Here is a 17250-nt window from a genome sequence, read left to right on the forward strand (position 1 = left end):
GCAGTGTGACCGATATTACCCGGTATGCACTACTTGCCCGCGGGGCTGACCTTGACCGTGATCGTGGAACCGTCCTTGGACTGGCTCACGAGCTGGATCCGGGTGTTGGTGCTGTCGATCTTGACACCCGCCAGCTTGTTGGCCTCGTCGTAGTAGTCGTCCTTGGTGTCGTCGAAGACCGGCACGCCGGGCAGGGACGGGACGACGGTGGCGACATCGGCCTTGTGCAGGGTCATGCCGGAGGTCCGCGTCAGGCTGAACGGAGAGTCGTAGGCCTGGATGCGGGCCCGCATGAGGGTGCCGTCGGTCCAGCGCAGCGGGGCCGGGTGGGCGTCGATCGGGAGGATCAGGCCGGTGCCGGGGTGCTGGCTGGTGTTGTTGTCCGCCTGGGAGGTGTCCCACTTCCAGATCAGCATGCCGGTCTGGTACGCGTAGTGCTCGACCCAGTCGGGGCGGGTCGTCGAGAAGCCGAAGTTGTACGGGCCCGTCTTCAGCTGCTTGTCGTAGCCGACGTGCTGACGGTTCTCGACGATGTAGTACTGCGGGTAGCTGTCGGTGAAGCTGGAGCCCACACGGGTGAAGCCGTTGGCGGTCCAGCCGGCCACCTCGGTCTCGGCGTCGTCGGAGAAGACCGACGTGCCGTCCGCAGTGATGGCGATGCTGTCGGCGACCAGACCCGGGCGGGACAGGCCACCGTCGGTGGCGTAGCGGAAGCGGACCTGGATCTGCTTGCCGGCGTACGCGTCCAGCGGGAACTCGAAGGTCGAGTTCGTGTCGACGACACCGGTCAGCGCCGGGGCGCCGCTGCCGTCACGCGGGATCTGCTGGCCCTCGACGGTGCCGTCGATCGCCGTGAAGTTGGCGCCGCCGTCCGTGGAGACCTCGACGTAGCCGTAGTCGTAGTCCTGCTCGATGTCGTACTGACCCTCGAAGGACAGCTTGGCCGACGTCTTGCCGGTCAGGTCGACGCTGCGGGTGAGCGTGTTCCGCAGGTCGTCGCCCTTGCCGCTCCACCACTGCTTCTCACCCTGGGCGGGCGTGAAGACCTCGGTGGTGACGCTCTTCTCGGGCAGCTCGACGACCAGCGCCTGCTTGTCCTTCGTGTTGTAGGACTGCACGCCCAGCTTGGTGGACGTGGCCGACTTGGAGCCGACCAGCTTGTAGTCCAGCCAGCCCAGCATCAGCTTGTCCCAGGCGTTCATGTCGCCGGGGCGGTTGCCGATCTGGCCGTCACCGGTGCCCAGCCACGAACCCGAGGACATCAGCGTCCAGAACCCCGTGGAGTTCTCGCCGCCCTGGGTGTCGTAGTGGTCCGGCAGACCGAGGTCGTGGCCGTACTCGTGCGCGAAGACACCGAGGCCGCCGTTCTCCGGCTGGATGGTGTAGTCGCCGACCCAGACGCCGGTGTCACCGATCTGGGTGCCGCCGAGCTTGTTGCCCTCCGGACCGCTGCGGCCGGCGTCGGTGCCGAACGCGTACCAGCGGTGGGCCCAGATGGCGTCCTCGCCCTGGGCGCCGCCGCCGGCGGACTCGTCCTCACCGGCGTGCACGATCTGGAAGTGGTCGACGTAGCCGTCGGCCTCGTTGAAGTTGCCGTCGCCGTCGAAGTCGTAGCGGTCCCACTGGTCGTACTCGGCCAGGCGGGACTTGAGCTCGGCGGACGTGGCGCCCTTCGCGGTCTCCGACGCGAACCAGGCGTTCAGACCGTCCTGCACCGCGTTCCACGCGCAGGGGTCACAGAGGTTCGAGCCGTAGCGGGCCTCGTTGTAGGGCACCTTGACCCAGTCGGAGACCTCGCCGTCGACCGAGTAACGACCGGAAGACTGCTTCTCGTAGTACGTCTTGAGGGACTCGCCCTCGCCGAAGTACATGTCCTCGAAGTGCTTCTGGTTGTAGTCGGCCTGCCACTCGGTCGAGTTGTCCTTCGACCGGTCGGGCTGGGCGATCTTGTTGTGCATCGGGCCAGGGGTGCCGCCGTAGCGGGGGTCCACCTGGTCCCCGAACTCGACCAGGATGGTGAAGATCTTGTCGGTCTTCTCCCGGCCCAGCTCGACGTACTTGCTGCCGCCGTGCTTGTTCTTGCCCTTGAGCTCGACGACCTTCGAGCCGTTCTTCTTCTCGGCCGTGGCCTCGCCGGCGAGGACCTGGTTGATGGCCTCGTCGCGCTTGGTCTCCTGACTGTGGGTCAGGGGGCCTTCGAAGTTGTGTTCACGGTTCTCGCCCTTGGTCGGCGAGCCCGTCTTCGCGGTGACAGCGGTGCCCTCAGCGGGCTGTGCCACGGCGAAGGTCGAGAGACCGGCTCCGGCCGTCGTGATGACGACGGCAGTAGCGGCCGCCCGAAGCGCCCATCTGGATGCCACTTGAATTCCTCCCCCGCGTCCGCGCGCACATAGAGAGATGTCCTGAGTACGGAAGTACTGGGTCCTGCGATTCCAGGCAGGCAGGAGCTGCGCGCGTAGATACGCGTGTGTCAAGTGAGAACATTTGACCGGACGTTCGTTGGAAAAACTAGACCTTGACTTGTCGTGTGCACATCGTGTAAGCGGTCGCTCGGTCGGGAGTCCGGGGCGCTCTCCGTGCCCTGCGCGTGCCTGCGTGCGCCCCCCGGTGCACCGGTCGCCGGACGGTGTCGCGCTTGTCCGGCAGGTGGCCCGGGCATGTGCCGGACAGAAGCCGTCCTCTGCCCTCCGCCGGGAGCGCAGCCGCGGCGGCTCCCGGCACAGGCCGTCCGTCACCTACGCACCGAGGACACGATTGCCATGGCTCGTCCGCCCGTGACTGCCCCCGTGACCCCGTCCGCCGCGCAGCTGGTCCGTGGGACCGGTGCGGCGGTGCTGTGCACGATCGCCCTGCTGGCGCTCAGCGGGGCGAGTTCGGTCCTCGCCGTCGCGTCGGTCGTGGTCCTCTCGCTCGCGCTGGGTGTGCTCGCCGCGATGGCCTCCGGGCCGGTCGGACGCGGCGCCGAGGAGCGGGTTCCGGCCACCTCGGACACGACCGGCGCCGCGCGGCGTGAGCCCGCGCGGCGCTGACGGTCCCTCGGCCGTCCGGCGTCAGGTGGTCGGCTCGGTGCTGACCACCACCGTCTTGGCGGCCTTGTCGTGAAGGCCCTGCTTGTACGGCTTGTCGAAGAAGCTCCAGCCGCCCGCGATGGCGATCCACAGGCAGGCGCAGCAGAACGCGAACGGCACCCAGAGCACGGCCGCGCGCAGCAGCGAGGTGGCCAGGGACGGGGTGCTGCCGTCGTCGAGGTTGGCCACGCGCAGCTTGAGCAGCTTCTTGCCGAGGGTCTGGCCGTTGCGCGCGGTCATGATCGTGTCGTAGGCGACGTAGAGGACCGCGATGATGATGTCGCGGATCCAGAACTTCGCGGCGTCCACGCGGTCGGCGTCGAACTCGTACTCGTCGACGTTGAACGCCCAGGCCAGCAGTCCGGCGACCACGCCGACGAGGATCAGGTCGATGATCCGGGCCCCGACGCGGCGCAGGCTGTCGGCGAGCGGGGGCATGCCGGCCAGCGGGTCGGGGGCGGTGCCGCCGGAGTACGGTCCGCCGGGCCCGTAGGCGCCCGTGGGCCCGTACTGGCCGTGCGGGCCGCCGGGCGAGGCGGGGCCGCCCGGGTCGTACGGGCTGCCGGGGCCGGCGTTGCCCTGCGGCTGCGCGCCGCCGGGGCCCTCGGGGCCGCCGGGCGGGTCGTACGGGCTGCCCGGACCGCCCGGGTCGCCGGGGCCGCCGGGGCCGGGCGTCGCGCCGGCGTTGCCCGCGGCGTCGCCCGCGCCCGGGGAACCGCCGCCGGAGGGCGGGCGCTTGCGGAACGGGTCGTCGTCGTCCGGGGGCGGCGGGGGCGGGGCGTCGCTGCTCATGGGGCGAGTCGACCGCGCCCGCGAGACGCTCGCATCCGGCAGGGGTCCGTCCGGGGGAGGGGTGCGCACCGTTAGATTGACCCCGTGCTCTCTCGCCTCTCGCGCCCCCAGGCCGTCGCCCTCTGCGCCATGCCCGCCGCCGCGCTGGTCGCGGTCGCGGCGCTCGCCCCGCTCCCGTTCACGGTGGCGCGGCCGGGCATGACCGCGAACGTCCTCGGTGAGCGGGACGGCAAACCGGTGATCTCCGTCGAGGGCCCCGGCGTCCGCGCCGTGCCGGTGGACGGGCAGCTGCGGATGACCACGATCGAGGCGACCGGGCCGGACGCCGACGTGCGGCTCGCGGACGTCGTCGACGGCTGGTTCCGCACCGACGAGGCCGTGATGCCGACCGACGCCGTCTACCCGAGCGGGGACGACGTCGAGGAGATCGAGAAGTACAACACCGAGCAGATGCGGCAGTCCCAGGACGACGCGACCGAGGCGGCCCTCGGCTACCTCGGGCGCGACCCGAAGGACGTGAAGGTGACGCTGCGGCTCGCGGACGTCGGCGGGCCGAGCGCGGGGCTGCTGTTCTCGCTGGGCATCGTGGAGAAGCTGGGCACCGACCTCGCGGGCGACACGGTGGTCGCCGGGACCGGCACCATCTCGCCCGACGGCGCGGTGGGCCCGGTCGGCGGCGTGTCCCTGAAGACCCGCGCGGCGTCCCGCGACGGGGCGACGGTGTTCCTGGTGCCCCGCGCCGAGTGCGGCGACGCCCTCGCCGAGCGCCCGAAGGGCCTGCGCCTGGTGCCGGTGACCAGCCTCAGGGGCGCGATCACCGCGCTCGAGGCGCTGCGCACCGGCAAGGGCTCCGTCCCCTCCTGCTGACGCCCGCCGCGCGGGCCCCGGCCCCCGGTCCGGGTTACACCAGGGCCTCGGCGGGAGCGGCCCCGGCGGCCGGGGGCGGCAGCTGGGCCGCCTGCTCGACGAGGGGTATCACCCGCAGCGGCACCGCGTTCTCCATGACGATGGCGGTGGACGCGCGCACGATGCCGTCGAAGCCGACGACGAGGTCGATCACCCGCTGGAGGTCCGCGTTGGACCGCGCGACCAGCCGGCACAGCATGTCGCCGCTGCCGGTGGTGGTGTGCAGCTCCAGGACCTCCGGGACGGAGGCCAGGTGCGCCCGGACGGCCGCCCCGCTCCCCTGCCGGATCTGCAGCGTGGCGAACGCGGTCACCGGATAGCCCAGCGCGGCCGGGTCCACGTCGGGCCCGAAGCCGCGGATCACCCCGCGCGCCAGCAGCCGGTCCAGCCGCGCCTGCACGGTGCCCCGGGCCACGCCGAGCCGGCGGGACATCTCCAGCACGCCCAGCCGCGGCTCGTGCGCGAGCAGCGCGATGATCCGCCCGTCCAGCCTGTCGATCCCCATGGCTCGCCCCCACCGATGGTCATCCTGTACAGATACGCCGTCGTCACGGCCCTAAGACTGTGCAACCTGCGCAGCGAAAAAGCCATGGATTGCGCACCTTGCGGTTCGGGGTGACCCTGCCCACATGACGCAGACCACACACCACGTTCCTGACACCGCCCGGCAGGCCGACCCCTTCCCGGTCAAGGGAATGGACGCGGTCGTCTTCGCCGTGGGCAACGCCAAGCAGGCCGCCCACTACTACTCGACCGCCTTCGGCATGCGCCTGGTGGCCTACTCCGGACCGGAGAACGGCTCCCGGGAGACGGCCAGTTACGTCCTGGAGAACGGCTCCGCCCGCTTCGTGTTCACCTCGGTGATCAAGCCGGCCACCGACTGGGGACGCTTCCTCGAGCGCCACGTCGCCGAGCACGGCGACGGCGTCGTCGACCTCGCCCTGGAGGTCCCGGACGCCCGCGCGGCCTACGCCTACGCCATCGAGCACGGCGCCCGTTCGGTCGCCGAGCCGTACGAGATGAAGGACGAGCACGGCACCGTCGTGATCGCCGCCATCGCCACCTACGGCGAGACCCGCCACACGCTGGTCGAGCGCCGCGGGTACGAGGGCCCGTACCTGCCGGGCTACCAGGTGGCCCGGCCGATCGTGGAGCCGCCGGCCGAGCGCACCTTCCAGGCGATCGACCACTGCGTGGGCAACGTGGAGCTCGGCCGGATGGACGAGTGGACCGAGTTCTACCGCCGGGTCATGGGCTTCACCAACATGAAGGAGTTCATCGGCGACGACATCGCCACCGAGTACTCCGCGCTGATGTCCAAGGTGGTCGCGGACGGCACCCTGAAGGTGAAGTTCCCGATCAACGAGCCGGCGATCGCGAAGAAGAAGTCGCAGATCGACGAGTACCTCGAGTTCTACGGCGGCCCGGGCGTCCAGCACATCGCGCTCAACACCAACGACATCGTGCGCACCGTGCGCACCATGCGGGCGGCCGGCGTCGAGTTCCTCGACACCCCCGACTCGTACTACGACACCCTCGGCGAGTGGGCCGGCGAGACCCGCGTGCCGGTGGAGACGCTGCGCGAGCTGAAGATCCTGGTGGACCGCGACGAGGACGGCTACCTGCTGCAGATCTTCACCAAGCCGGTCCAGGACAAGCCGACCGTCTTCTTCGAGATGATCGAGCGGCACGGCTCCATGGGCTTCGGCAAGGGCAACTTCAAGGCGCTCTTCGAGGCCATCGAGCGGGAGCAGGAGCGCCGCGGCAACCTCTGACCGCTGCCGCACACCGCCTGACCCAGGGGCGCCCCGCCGGACCGGCGGGGCGCCCCTTCGGCGTCGGCGGCGGGCGCAACGGCGCGGCGGCCGGCTCCCGCGGCGTCGGCGGCGTCAGCGGCCGGCCACGAAGGTGTGCGCGGCCTTGTCGTGCCAGGCCTGCCGCCAGGGACGGTCGAAGAGGGCCCACAGGTGGCCGATCACGCCGATCACCAGCAGCGTGGGGATCGTCCCGACCGCCCAGCGCAGCAGCGCCGTGCCGAAGGACGGGGGCTCGTGGCCCTCGATGTCGCGGACCTGGAGCCCGAGCAGCTTCTTGCCGAGCGTGCGCCCCGTCCGGGAGGTCGGCAGCACCTCCAGAAGCACGCCCGCCACCACCAGGACCGCGAGCACGATGCCCAGCTGCACGCCGGTGGTGCCGTCGACCAGCCAGACGGTGACCTTCTCCCCCGAGAGCCGCGCCGCCTCCAGCTTCTCCTGCGTGTGCTCCCACGCCCGCGTGCCCAGCGGGACGGCCGCGGCCGCGGTGATCGCGCCGACCAGCAGCAGGTCGATCAGCCGGGCCGCCATCCGGCTGCCCAGCGGCGCGGGACGGGCGGACGCCTGCCGCCGGGCGGCGGCGGTGAACGGGTCCTCCGGCACGGGCTTCCACGGAGCGGCGGGCCCCTGCGCCGCCGCCTGGGGAGCCGCCTGCGGGGCGGCCTGGGCCGCGGCGTGCGCGGCGGACGCCCGGGCGAGCGCCGCCTGGGCCGCGGCGGCCTGCGCGGCCGCCGCCTGCGCCGCGGCCTGGTCGCCCGCGAGGTGCCCGATCTGCTGCGGCCACGGGGTGGTCGCCGGAGTGGGAGCCGGCGCGGGTGCGGGAGCCGGGGCCGGGGCGGGCGCGGGGGCCGCCTGCTGCGGGCCCTGCGGCCCGGCGGGGGGCTGCTCGGCCGCGGGGCGGGTCCGGAACACCATGGTGCCCTCCTCCTGCGAGGGCCGCTGCTCGGGCTGCTGGTCCCCCACCGCCCGCGGGTCCGGCGTCTCCTGCCCCGCCGACCCCCACGAGACGGGCCGCGGCCGCTCGGCCGCGCCGGCCCGCACCGCGTCCCAGCCCGAACCGCCCGCCGCGGGGGCGGAGTTGCCGCTCTCCAAGGGTGCGGGCGGCGAAGACCGCGGGAGCTGCGACGGCTGCGAGGTCACCGGTGCCGGGGACGGCGCGGGGGCCGGGGCGGGCGAGGGGACCACCGGGGTGCGGCCCGTCTCGGGCGCCATCTCGGTGACGATCTCGTCGCTGGTGTCCAGGAACTGCGGCCCCGTCTCGTCCACCGCCCCGGCGGGCTGCGGCGCCACCGGCGGCAGGGCGGCGGGGGCGGACGCGGGGGCCGGCGAGGGCGACGGCACGCGGGCGCCCGGCCGGTCGGCGGCCGACGGCCCGGGAGCGGCCGGAGCAGGACCGGGCGACGGCGTGGGACCGGGCGACGGCGTGGGACCGGGGGCCGCGGGCCGGGCGGGCGCCTGGGGCGTCACACCCGGCGGCGGGGGCAGCGGCCGTCCGTCCGTCGGCGCCGGGCGGCTGGTGCCCGGCACCCAGGCCGAGCCGTTCCAGTACCGGACGTATCCGGGGATGGACGGGTCCGGGTAGTAACCCTCACGGGGCGTGTCGTCACCGGGGGCCGGGGTGGGCGCACTCATGTCCGTCGTGTCCGGTATCTGCTCGGGATTCGAATCGGGTTACCCACACATACCAGAACGGCGCACCCGGCACTGCCCGTCCGGCCGTACGAGCCCCGAACGGGTTGATCTTCGCTGCGGGTTCACCCGGATCGGTGGTCCCTTGGAGGGTGAGGAAGGGCGGGGGGCGGCGCGCGGAAAAAATCTCCGCGAGTCGCGTAATGCCCGGGGCGCACGGCCCTCTCCTTCCACGAAGACGCACTGCCGCCTGGAGAGGAGCCCCATCATGCGGACCGTGGTGGAACGAGAGCTGACCATGACGTTGATCGTGTCGGCGGAGCAGCACGCGCCGGTCACCGCACGGCTGCGGTACGGCACCGACGATCCGTTCGCCGTGCACGTGGCCTTCCACTCCGGCACCGACCGGCCGGTGCGCTGGTCGTTCGCCCGTGACCTGCTGATGGAGGGCCGGTTCAGGGCCTGCGGTCAGGGGGACGTGCGGGTGTGGCCGGGGCGCGGTGTGGAGGGCGGCGCGCCGGTGATGCTGCTGGCGCTCTCCTCGCCGTGCGGGGACGCGCTGCTGGAGGCGCCCGCCGGGGAGGTGGCCGGCTGGCTGGCGCACACCCTGCGGATGGTGCCCCGGGGGCGGGAGGGCGAGCTGCTCGACCTGGACGGCCCGCTGGCCGAGCTGCTCGCCCTGGAGTGAGGCGCCGCGCACGTCCGGGCCTCACGGCCCCGGCGTCAGAACAGCTTGCCGGGGTTCAGCAGTCCGAGCGGGTCGAAGGCGTCCTTCACGGCCCGTTGGAGTTCCATGGCCACCGGTCCGGCCTCGCGGGCCAGCCATTCCTTCTTGAGGACGCCGACCCCGTGTTCGCCGGTGATGGTGCCGCCCAGTTCCAGGCCGAGCTCCATGATCTCGTCGAACGACTCCCGGGCGCGCCGGGACTCCTCGGGGTCGGCGGCGTCGAAGCAGACGGTGGGGTGGGTGTTGCCGTCGCCCGCGTGGGCGCAGACGCCGATGGTGAGCTGGAACTTGGCGGCGATGCGTTCGACGCCCTCCAGCATCTCGGTGAGCCGCGAGCGCGGCACGCACACGTCGTCGATCATCGTGGCGCCCTTGACGGCCTCCAGGGCGATCAGGCTCAACCGCCGTGCCTTGAGCAGGAGTTCGGACTCGGCGGGGGTTTCGGCGGGGACCACCTGGGTGGCGCCGGCCGCCTCGCACAGGGCGCCGACCGCGGCCAGGTCGGCGGACGGGTCGGCGGTGTCGAAGGCGGCGAGCAGCAGCGCCTCGGTCTCCTCGGGCAGGCCCATCCTGGCGAGGTCGTTGACGGCCTTGAGGGTGGTGCGGTCCATCAGTTCCAGCAGCGAGGGCACGTGACCGCCCTCCATGATCCGGCAGACCGCGTCGCCGGCCGCCGCGGCCGAGCTGAACTCGGCGGCCAGCACGAGCTGTTGGGGCGGCTTCGGCTTGAGTGCGAGGACCGCCTCGACCACCACGCCCAGTGATCCCTCGGAGCCGACGAACAGGCGGGTCAGGTCGTACCCGGCGACGCCCTTGGCGGTGCGGCGTCCGGTGGTGAGCAGCCGGCCGTCGGCCAGCACGACCTTCAGGCCGAGGACGTACTCGGCCGTGACGCCGTACTTGACGCAGCACAGGCCGCCGGAGGCGGTGCCGATGTTGCCGCCGATGGTGCACATCTCCCAGCTCGACGGGTCCGGCGGGTAGCAGAGCCCCTTCTCCTCGACCGCGCGGGAGAGGTCGGCGTTGATCACGCCGGGCTCGACGACGGCGTAGCGGTCGACGGCGTTGATCTCCAGGACGCGGTCCATCCTGATCAGCGACAGGACGATGCAGCCGTCGCTGGCGTTGGCGGCGCCGGACAGTCCGGACCGGGCGCCCTGCGGCACGACGGGCACGCGCAGCTCGGTGGCGGTGCGCATGACGTGCTGGACCTGTTCGGTGGTGCGCGGCAGGACCACGACGGCGGGGACGCCCGCCGGGCAGAAGCTGGCCATGTCGTGCGAGTAGGAGGCGGTGACGTCGGGGTCGGTCAGGACGGCGTCCTCGGGAAGGCCGTCCAGCAGTCGGGTGATCAGGTCGGTGATCAGGGGGTCACGGCTCATGAGGTCAGGGTGGCAGCGGCCCGCCGGTCGGGGAACCCTCGCGCGACCGGCGGGTCGTCGCGTCCTGCCCGGATTCTGGACGGCATCTTCCGCTCAGCGGACCCGCTTCGCTAATCTCGCGCCCACGAACACGGCCCGTGGCAGCGTCGCCCCGGCGCGTGATTCACGCCTGCCGGCGCCGGCCGCCGACCTCACCACCGAAGGAGTGGGTGTCGTGACCGCGGAGACCTCCCAGACTCTCGACAGAGGACTGCGTGTCCTCAAGCTCCTCGCAGACACCGATCACGGGCTGACCGTCACCGAGCTCTCCCAGCGGCTCGGGGTCAACCGGACGGTGGTGTACCGCCTGCTCGCCACGCTCGAGCAGCATTCGCTGATACGCCGTGACCTCGGCGGCCGGGCCCGGGTGGGCCTCGGTGTGCTGCGGCTGGGCCGCCAGGTGCATCCGCTGGTCCGCGAGGCGGCGCTGCCGGCTCTGCGGTCGCTCGCCGAGGACATCGGGGCGACCGCCCACCTCACCCTGGTCGACGGCGCGGAGGCGCTGACGGTCGCGGTGGCGGAGCCGACGTGGACGGACTTCCACGTGGCCCACCGGCCCGGTCACCGGCACCGCCTGGACCAGGGCGCGGCGGGCCGGGCGATCCTCGCCGCGCGCCACGAGGCGGACCCCGGGTTCACCCTCGTGCGCGGCGAGGGCGACGGCGGTGCGTGCGCGGCGGCGGCGCCGCTGCTGGGGGTCACCGGGGTCGAGGGCAGCGTGGGCGTCGTGATGCTCTCCGACGCGGTACCCGAGCGCGTGGGTCCCCGCGTGGTGGAAGCGGCCCGCGAAGTGGCCGAGGCCCTGGGCTGACCCGCCCCGTCGTCACGGCGCCGGGGAGCGCCGGGCCCGGGACGGAGCCTTCCCGGACCGGCTGCCGGTCCCCGGTCCCGCTCAGGCCAGCGTGGCCGAGGCGATGTCGGAGTAGTCGGCCCACGCCGCGAATCGTCGGCGGTGGACGGCGCTCATGTTCCGCGTGACCTCGCGCCGCAACGCGGTGACCAGCTTCGACTCCAGTTGCGTGTTCACGCGGCCCATCGCTCGGAGCACATGGGCCATGGAGACCGCTTGATACGGCAGCAGCGGTGGCGATGTGCTGCCCGGGTCACGCGCGTACGCGTGCAGCACGCCCTCGAGGTGCGGGGTCGCCAGTTCCACCGCGCTCGCGCCGTACCAGTCGCGGACGACGGTCGCGCACAGGGTCGGTACGGTTTCCTTCGCCCCGGGTTCGGCTCCGGCGAGTCCTCTCGCGACGGCCAGCGCGCGACCCGCGCCCGCCCCGAGCAGCGAACGCCGGACCGGCGGCGTGAGCACGGCGTCGGTGGCGGAGAGCAGCGCGCCCCAGAACTCCCTTTCGTCCGCCGGCCGGGTACCGATCATCCGGATCGCGCCGACCAGCGCGAAGTGACGCTCGGACCGGTGCAGCCCGGCGAACGCGGCGAGCGCCCGCGCCCGGTCGGCGGAGCCCGGGCGTGAGGCGAGGACGAGGTGCCGTCCGACGACGCCCGGGGCGTTGTGGCCGGCCGGTCGCAGGGCGGCCCGGCATTCCTCGCTGCCGGCGAAACCGCGTTGCTCGAAGACGGCGTCCGAGGTCCGGTAGGCCGAGCCGACGGCGTTGCGCGAGATCGCCCGAGGGGCGGCGGAGGTCGCGGCACTCCCTCCTGTCCGGAGGAGTTCCTCCGGGGCGGAGGGGTCGGGCGCGGCCCACCCTCGGACGGTCTCGACCAGGTTCACGCTCGCGCGCCGCTGCTGTGCTTCGGCAAGCTCACGCAGCTCGGCGCTCAGCAGCCGGCGACGGAAGTCCGAGGCCAGTTCCGGCGCATGGGAGGCGAGGGCGTCGGCCAGAAGCACGTACTGCTCCAACCCGCGTGCGAGGGTGCTCCGGGCCAAGGTGTCCAGGTGTTCGCCCAGACACCGGCGCACCGCCGGGAGCGCTCCGCCGATCGTCCGGGACCTGCCGGCCGCCGCGAAGAGGGCGGCGAAGTCGTTCGCGGTGAGCAGCGGCAGATCCCAGGCGAGCGTGTCGCCTTCCAGGCGGTCGCCGACGACCTTCTCGAGACGCACGCTCAGACCGGCCTGCCGGTGGGTGTCCGCCCACCCCCACAGACGGAGCAGGAGCCCGACGTGTCTGTTGGCGAGGCCGTCGCCGAGTTCGGGCCGGGTCTCGGCGCTCGCGAGCCGGTCCCGGAACGCCGTCGCCAGCTCCGGGCATCTGCGCTGCAGGAAGGAGTGGTACTGGATCACCTCGTCGGGTCCCCGGCGTATGCAGTGGCGCACCACCTCGGAGATCGACGCCCCGACCCGCTCCGCCATGACGGCGACGAACTCGGCTTCCCGCTCGACGATCTCGCCGGCCCGGCAGCAACTGGCCAGGTCGCCCGCGCTGGCCTGACCGATGCGCTCCGCCACGTCGGCGGCCCGGGTGGTGAAGAAGACGGCGAGCAGCTTCCTGCCCAGCTCGTCGTCGAACCGGCGGGCGGCCATCCCGACGTTCAGCAAGGACCAGACCGGCGCGTCGTAGGACCAGGCGATGAACTCCTGCCGTAGTGCCGGCTGCTTGAGCAGTGTGCTGAACACGGTGGTGGTTCGCGGCAGCAGCTTGAGGAACTGCAGGAAGTGCATGATGTCCGTCGGTGAGGACTGCTGAACCTTGGTGGCGAGGAGCTCCTGCTCCAGGGAGAGCTGGTGGTCGATGTCCGGGAGCTGCGCGACACCGACGGAGACGAGCAGGCGCGTCGTGCGGGACAGGTTGGGCAGATTGCACTCGGCGAGGACGTCCTCGCGGATGGCGCCGTTCTCGACCAGATGCGCGAGCAGTTGCGCGGCGTCGGTGCGGCGTCCGGCCTGGAGGAGTCGCGAGGCGATCCCGCAGGCGACATAGGGCTCGGTGAGCGCGATCTGCTTCAGCGCCGCGAGGTCGGCCGCCACGCCCAGCGCGCGCAGCAGCAGCCGCGCCACGGCCGGATGCCCCAGGGTGTAGTAGCGCTTGCGGGAGTGGACGAGGCCTTCGGTGACGAGCCTCGACAGGCCGTCGGAGGCGAGCGAGCCGGAGCTGAGACCGAACTCGTACCGTCCGACGGTGGCCAGGCGGCGCAGGTTCTCCTCCTCCTCGGCGCTGCGGCCGGTGAGATACCGCGTGCGGATGAAGGCGACGGCGTCCTGCTGGGAGAGCGTGGTCGCGCCGGCCGCCAGCCGACCGATGCTTCCGCGCATCGCGAGGGCGAACGTCACCAGGTCGGGGAAGGTCTCCTTCCATCTCAGGAGGGCGCCGTCCGACGGCGGGGCCAGGGCGGCATGGGCGAAGGCGTCCGTGCGACGCCACACGGCGAGCAGTGACCGGTCGCTGAGGCTGAGCCTCACGGTCGGCACGCGGTTGTCGTGCGCGTCGCGCCGGGAGAGCAGCAGCAGGAGACCGCGACCGCAGGTGGCCGACCAGTGGCTGACGACGGCCCGTTCCAGGCGTCCGTCGAGGTGTGTGTTGTCGACGACGATCAGTCTGCCGGGTTCGTCGAGAGCGGTGAGCCGGTCGAGGAGCAGAGCCGTGTCGGTGACGCTGAACGGTGCGTTGAGGCTCGCCAGGTCGACGTAGAAGGCCGCGTCGACCCGGGTGGCGTCACGTCCGACCATGGCCGCCATCGTGGTCTTCCCCGTGCCCGACTCCCCGCAGACGCGGGCGATGCGGCGCGTGGTCAGGTGCTCGACGACCTCGTGGAACTCGGGCAGCGGGTCGGTCGTGGTGGCGTCGTACTCGTCACGCCGCAGGGCGGTGGTCCCCGGGTCGCCGTCGCCGTAGATGTCGGCGTCGTCGATCCGGGCGAAGGGCGCGATCGACGGGACGTGGCCGCTGCCGTCGGCTTCGGCGGTGGGCAGCAACTGGGCGAGCAGGGCGTACAGCACCTCGGCCGAGGCGCGGGCCGCGAACCGCTTGTACCGATCGTCCTTGTCGCTGTCGGCGTGGTCCATGACGCCCTTGGCGATCAGGCAGTACGGCACCCGATGCTGGTGCGCCACCGTGGCGACGGTGGCGGCCTCCATCTCCACCGCGGCGATCTTCCGCACGCCCATGTGCCGCAACCGGGCCCACAGCCCGGGGTCGGCGGCCACGGCGCTCCCCGACGCCATCGGGGCCGCCACCACCTCGAACGGCAGACGCCGCGGCCCGTCCACGTCGTCGTACAGCCACCCCTCCACCAACTCGGCGCCCTGGTCGGTCAGTTCCAGGCCGGTCCGGGCACGGCGGATCAGTCCTCCGTGTTCCCACTGCCGCAGCCGCGCCCTCCAGGTGCCTTCCGGGAAGTACCGGCGACGCGCGGGATGGCTCCGTGGGTCCTGGCCCCGGTGCAGCCGTTCCAGCAGCCACGGCAGCGCGTCCTCGTCGTCGGCCGGGCGGTGGCTGGGCAGCCCTGCGGGAGTGAAGTCCTGCACGGCGTGGAGCCAACGGTGGTCCAGCCGTAACTGGCGGTGGTCGCCTTTCAGCCCTTCCGGGGACTGCTTGCCCTCGTCCCATTCGTAGACCGGGTCGGCCACCACGACGTCACCTTGGGCCATGTCGTCGGGGTTGCCCGCGCACACCCCGCACATGGCCAGGCACCGGGGCTGCAGCAGATGGGTCAACGTGGTGACGATCGGCGCCGTCTCGCGGCTGCCCATGTGCGTCGATCGGGCCAACGCCACCGACAGGCGCCGGCCGTCCGCCCGGCGGTACTCACCCCACCAGTAGGGGGCCGGTCCCCCCGCGCCGCGCTCCTCCCACCGCGCCACGCCAGGGTCTGCGAACACTCCGGCGAGGCCTGCGGCCTTCGCCTCCGCCAGCTCCTCCGGCAACGTGGCGACGACCAGAACGTCCACCCGGTCCACCGACACCTGGAGGCCACACCTCTCCGACGAACGCGGCCCGGTACCAGGCCCTGCGAATCAGACCAGGGTGTCCCGCGTCTCGTGGGACTTCGGTGACGACCCGTTCGTACTCTATGCCGCGGTGCCGACGGGCTCCAGGGAACCGGGGAACTGTCGGCCGGTGAGCCTTTTCGGTGTTGCCCGGAGGGTCAGCGCATGCGGGTGGCCCATTCCTGGACCTTGGCGATGCGGGCGTGGAGCTGGCCGGCCGTGGCCTCCGCCGCCGGCGGCCCGCCGCAGACGCGGCGCAGCTCGGTGTGGATCACCCCGTGCGGTTTGCCGCTCTGGTGGACGTACGCGCCGACGAGGTTGTTGAGCTGCCGCCGCAGCTCCATCATCTCCTTGTGGCTGACCACCGGCCGCCGGTCCGCGGGCAGCTCCAGCAGGTCGGCCTCCTCCGGCGGCTTGCGCTTGCTGTGCGCGATCTGCCGCTGCTGCCGCTTCTGGAGGAGCAGCTGGACCTGGTCGGGTTCGAGGAGCCCGGGGATGCCGAGGTAGTCCTGCTCCTCCTCGCTGCCCGGGTGCGCCTGCATCCCGAACTCGGCCCCGTCGTAGAGCACGCGGTCGAACACCGCGTCGGACTCCAGCGCCTCGAAGGGCAGCATGTCCTGCTCGCCGGTGTCCTCGTCCTGCTCCTTGTTGGCCTCGGCCATCTCCTTCTCGGACTCCGCGTACGGGTCCTCCTCGCCGTGCTTCTTGGGCCGGTCGAGGGCGTGGTCGCGTTCCTTCTCCATCTCGTTGGCGAAGGTCAGCAGGTCCGGCACGGTCGGCAGGAAGACCGACGCGGTCTCGCCGCGGCGCCGGGAACGCACGAAGCGGCCCACGGCCTGGGCGAAGAACAGCGGCGTGGAGATGGTGGTGGCGTACACGCCGACCGCCAGGCGCGGGACGTCGACGCCCTCCGACACCATGCGGACGGCGACCATCCACCGATCCTCGCTCGCGCTGAAGTCGTCGATGCGCTGCGAGGCGCCGCTGTCGTCGGACAGCACCAGGGTGGCCTTCTCGCCGGTGATGTCACGGATCAGCTTGGCGTAGGCGCGGGCCGACTCCTGGTCGGAGGCGATCACCAGCGCGCCGGCGTCGGGGATGCCCTTGCGGACCTCGGTGAGCCGCTGGTCGGCGGCGCGCAGCACCGCGGGCATCCACTCGCCCTTGGGGTCGAGCGCGGTGCGCCAGGCCTGGCTGACGGCGTCCTTGGTCATCGGTTCGCCGAGCCGCGCCTCGATCTCGTCGCCCGCCTTGGTCCGCCAGCGCATGTTGCCGCTGTAGGACAGGAAGATCACCGGGCGGACGACGCCGTCGCCGAGGGCGGAGCCGTAGCCGTAGGTGTAGTCGGCGGAGGAGCGGCGGATGCCGTCGTTGCCCTCCTCGTAGGTGACGAAGGGGATGGGGTTGGTGTCGGACCGGAAGGGCGTACCGGTCAGCGCGAGCCGGCGGGTGGCCGGCTCGAACGCCTCCAGGCAGGCCTCGCCCCAGGACTTGGAGTCGCCCGCGTGGTGGATCTCGTCGAGGATCACCAGGGTCTTGCGCTGCTCGACGCGGTTGCGGTGCAGCATGGGGCGCACGCCGACGCCCGCGTAGGTGACGGCCACGCCGTGGTACTCGCGGCCCAGCGGGCCCGCGCTGTACTCGGGGTCGAGCTTGATCCCTATCCGGGCGGCGGCCTCGGCCCACTGCTTCTTCAGGTGCTCGGTGGGCGCCACCACGGTGACCTGCTGGACGACATGGTGGTGCAGCAGCCAGGAGGCGAGGGTGAGCGCGAAGGTCGTCTTTCCGGCGCCGGGGGTGGCCACCGCGAGGAAGTCGCGGGGCTGCTCCTCGATGTACCTCTGCAGAGCCCCCTGCTGCCAGGCACGCAGCTTGCCCGCCGTGCCCCAGGGGGCGCGGCCGGGGAAGGCGGGCGACAGGTGGTGCGAGGGGGCGGGGACGCTGTATCCGGCGGAAGTAGTCACGGTCTCCGGTTCAGGGGATCGGTTACGCGAGGACGACCGAGCAA

At 72.4% G+C, this 17250-nt stretch carries 12 protein-coding genes; 5 read left to right on the top strand and 7 right to left on the bottom strand.

The genetic code is table 11. From position 1 onward, the window contains the following. Window positions 1-29: 29 nt before the first annotated feature. Entirely contained in the window at window positions 30-2360 is a 2331-nt protein-coding gene (locus ABT026_RS12800) for an immune inhibitor A domain-containing protein (protein ID WP_351114239.1), read from the bottom strand. A 414-nt stretch (window positions 2361-2774) separates the two neighbouring features. Here ABT026_RS12800 and ABT026_RS12805 point away from each other — a divergent pair, with 414 nt between their 5' ends. Next, on the top strand, window positions 2775-3029 hold the full coding sequence (locus ABT026_RS12805) for a hypothetical protein (protein WP_351114240.1): 255 nt from the start codon (window positions 2775-2777) through the stop codon (window positions 3027-3029). 21 nt (window positions 3030-3050) lie between these two features. Here ABT026_RS12805 and ABT026_RS12810 read toward each other — a convergent pair whose 3' ends face one another. Continuing rightward, window positions 3051-3860 (bottom strand): RDD family protein, encoded by an 810-nt coding sequence (locus ABT026_RS12810; RefSeq protein ID WP_351114241.1) that lies wholly within the window; start codon window positions 3858-3860, stop codon window positions 3051-3053. Window positions 3861-3944: 84 nt separating this feature from the next. Here ABT026_RS12810 and ABT026_RS12815 point away from each other — a divergent pair, with 84 nt between their 5' ends. After that, window positions 3945-4727, top strand: a complete 783-nt coding sequence (locus ABT026_RS12815) for a S16 family serine protease (protein WP_351114242.1) — start codon at window positions 3945-3947, stop codon at window positions 4725-4727. A gap of 34 nt (window positions 4728-4761) precedes the next feature. On the opposite strand, the gene ABT026_RS12820 is transcribed toward ABT026_RS12815, so the two are convergent. Then, window positions 4762-5271 carry an Lrp/AsnC family transcriptional regulator gene (locus ABT026_RS12820; protein ID WP_351114243.1) on the bottom strand — a complete coding sequence of 170 codons (510 nt, stop codon included), beginning with the start codon at window positions 5269-5271 and terminating at the stop codon, window positions 4762-4764. 124 nt (window positions 5272-5395) lie between these two features. On the opposite strand from ABT026_RS12820, the gene hppD reads away from it, so the two are divergent. Next, the gene (hppD, locus tag ABT026_RS12825; protein ID WP_351114245.1) at window positions 5396-6541 is read left to right on the top strand and encodes a 4-hydroxyphenylpyruvate dioxygenase; all 1146 of its coding nucleotides are present in this window, start codon (window positions 5396-5398) and stop codon (window positions 6539-6541) included. A 114-nt stretch (window positions 6542-6655) separates the two neighbouring features. Here hppD and ABT026_RS12830 read toward each other — a convergent pair whose 3' ends face one another. Continuing rightward, on the bottom strand, window positions 6656-8212 hold the full coding sequence (locus ABT026_RS12830) for an RDD family protein (RefSeq protein WP_351114246.1): 1557 nt from the start codon (window positions 8210-8212) through the stop codon (window positions 6656-6658). 265 nt (window positions 8213-8477) lie between these two features. Here ABT026_RS12830 and ABT026_RS12835 point away from each other — a divergent pair, with 265 nt between their 5' ends. Next, complete coding sequence (locus ABT026_RS12835; RefSeq protein ID WP_351114248.1) at window positions 8478-8897, top strand: SsgA family sporulation/cell division regulator; 420 nt, start codon at window positions 8478-8480, stop codon at window positions 8895-8897. 35 nt (window positions 8898-8932) lie between these two features. On the opposite strand, the gene ABT026_RS12840 is transcribed toward ABT026_RS12835, so the two are convergent. Then, a complete protein-coding gene (locus tag ABT026_RS12840) occupies window positions 8933-10318 on the bottom strand; it encodes an FAD-binding oxidoreductase (protein WP_351114249.1) in 1386 nt (461 codons plus the stop codon). Between the two features lie 214 nt (window positions 10319-10532). Here ABT026_RS12840 and ABT026_RS12845 point away from each other — a divergent pair, with 214 nt between their 5' ends. Beyond that, entirely contained in the window at window positions 10533-11168 is a 636-nt protein-coding gene (locus ABT026_RS12845; protein WP_108955131.1) for an IclR family transcriptional regulator, read from the top strand. A gap of 81 nt (window positions 11169-11249) precedes the next feature. On the opposite strand, the gene ABT026_RS12850 is transcribed toward ABT026_RS12845, so the two are convergent. After that, window positions 11250-15218 (bottom strand): phosphorylase family protein, encoded by a 3969-nt coding sequence (locus tag ABT026_RS12850; protein ID WP_351114250.1) that lies wholly within the window; start codon window positions 15216-15218, stop codon window positions 11250-11252. A 182-nt stretch (window positions 15219-15400) separates the two neighbouring features. Then, a complete protein-coding gene (locus tag ABT026_RS12855) occupies window positions 15401-17206 on the bottom strand; it encodes a DEAD/DEAH box helicase (protein ID WP_351114251.1) in 1806 nt (601 codons plus the stop codon). Between the last annotated feature and the right edge of the window lie 44 nt (window positions 17207-17250).

Source organism: Streptomyces sp. NPDC002734, from assembly GCF_040295685.1.
Taxonomy (GTDB): domain Bacteria; phylum Actinomycetota; class Actinomycetes; order Streptomycetales; family Streptomycetaceae; genus Streptomyces.

Coding starts and splice junctions, on each gene's coding strand:
- ABT026_RS12810 (WP_351114241.1), bottom strand. CDS start 3,860: ATGAGCAGCGACGCCCCGCCCCCGCCGCCCCCGGACGACGACGACCCG.
- ABT026_RS12820 (WP_351114243.1), bottom strand. CDS start 5,271: ATGGGGATCGACAGGCTGGACGGGCGGATCATCGCGCTGCTCGCGCAC.
- hppD (WP_351114245.1), top strand. CDS start 5,396: ATGACGCAGACCACACACCACGTTCCTGACACCGCCCGGCAGGCCGAC.
- ABT026_RS12830 (WP_351114246.1), bottom strand. CDS start 8,212: ATGAGTGCGCCCACCCCGGCCCCCGGTGACGACACGCCCCGTGAGGGT.
- ABT026_RS12835 (WP_351114248.1), top strand. CDS start 8,478: ATGCGGACCGTGGTGGAACGAGAGCTGACCATGACGTTGATCGTGTCG.
- ABT026_RS12840 (WP_351114249.1), bottom strand. CDS start 10,318: ATGAGCCGTGACCCCCTGATCACCGACCTGATCACCCGACTGCTGGAC.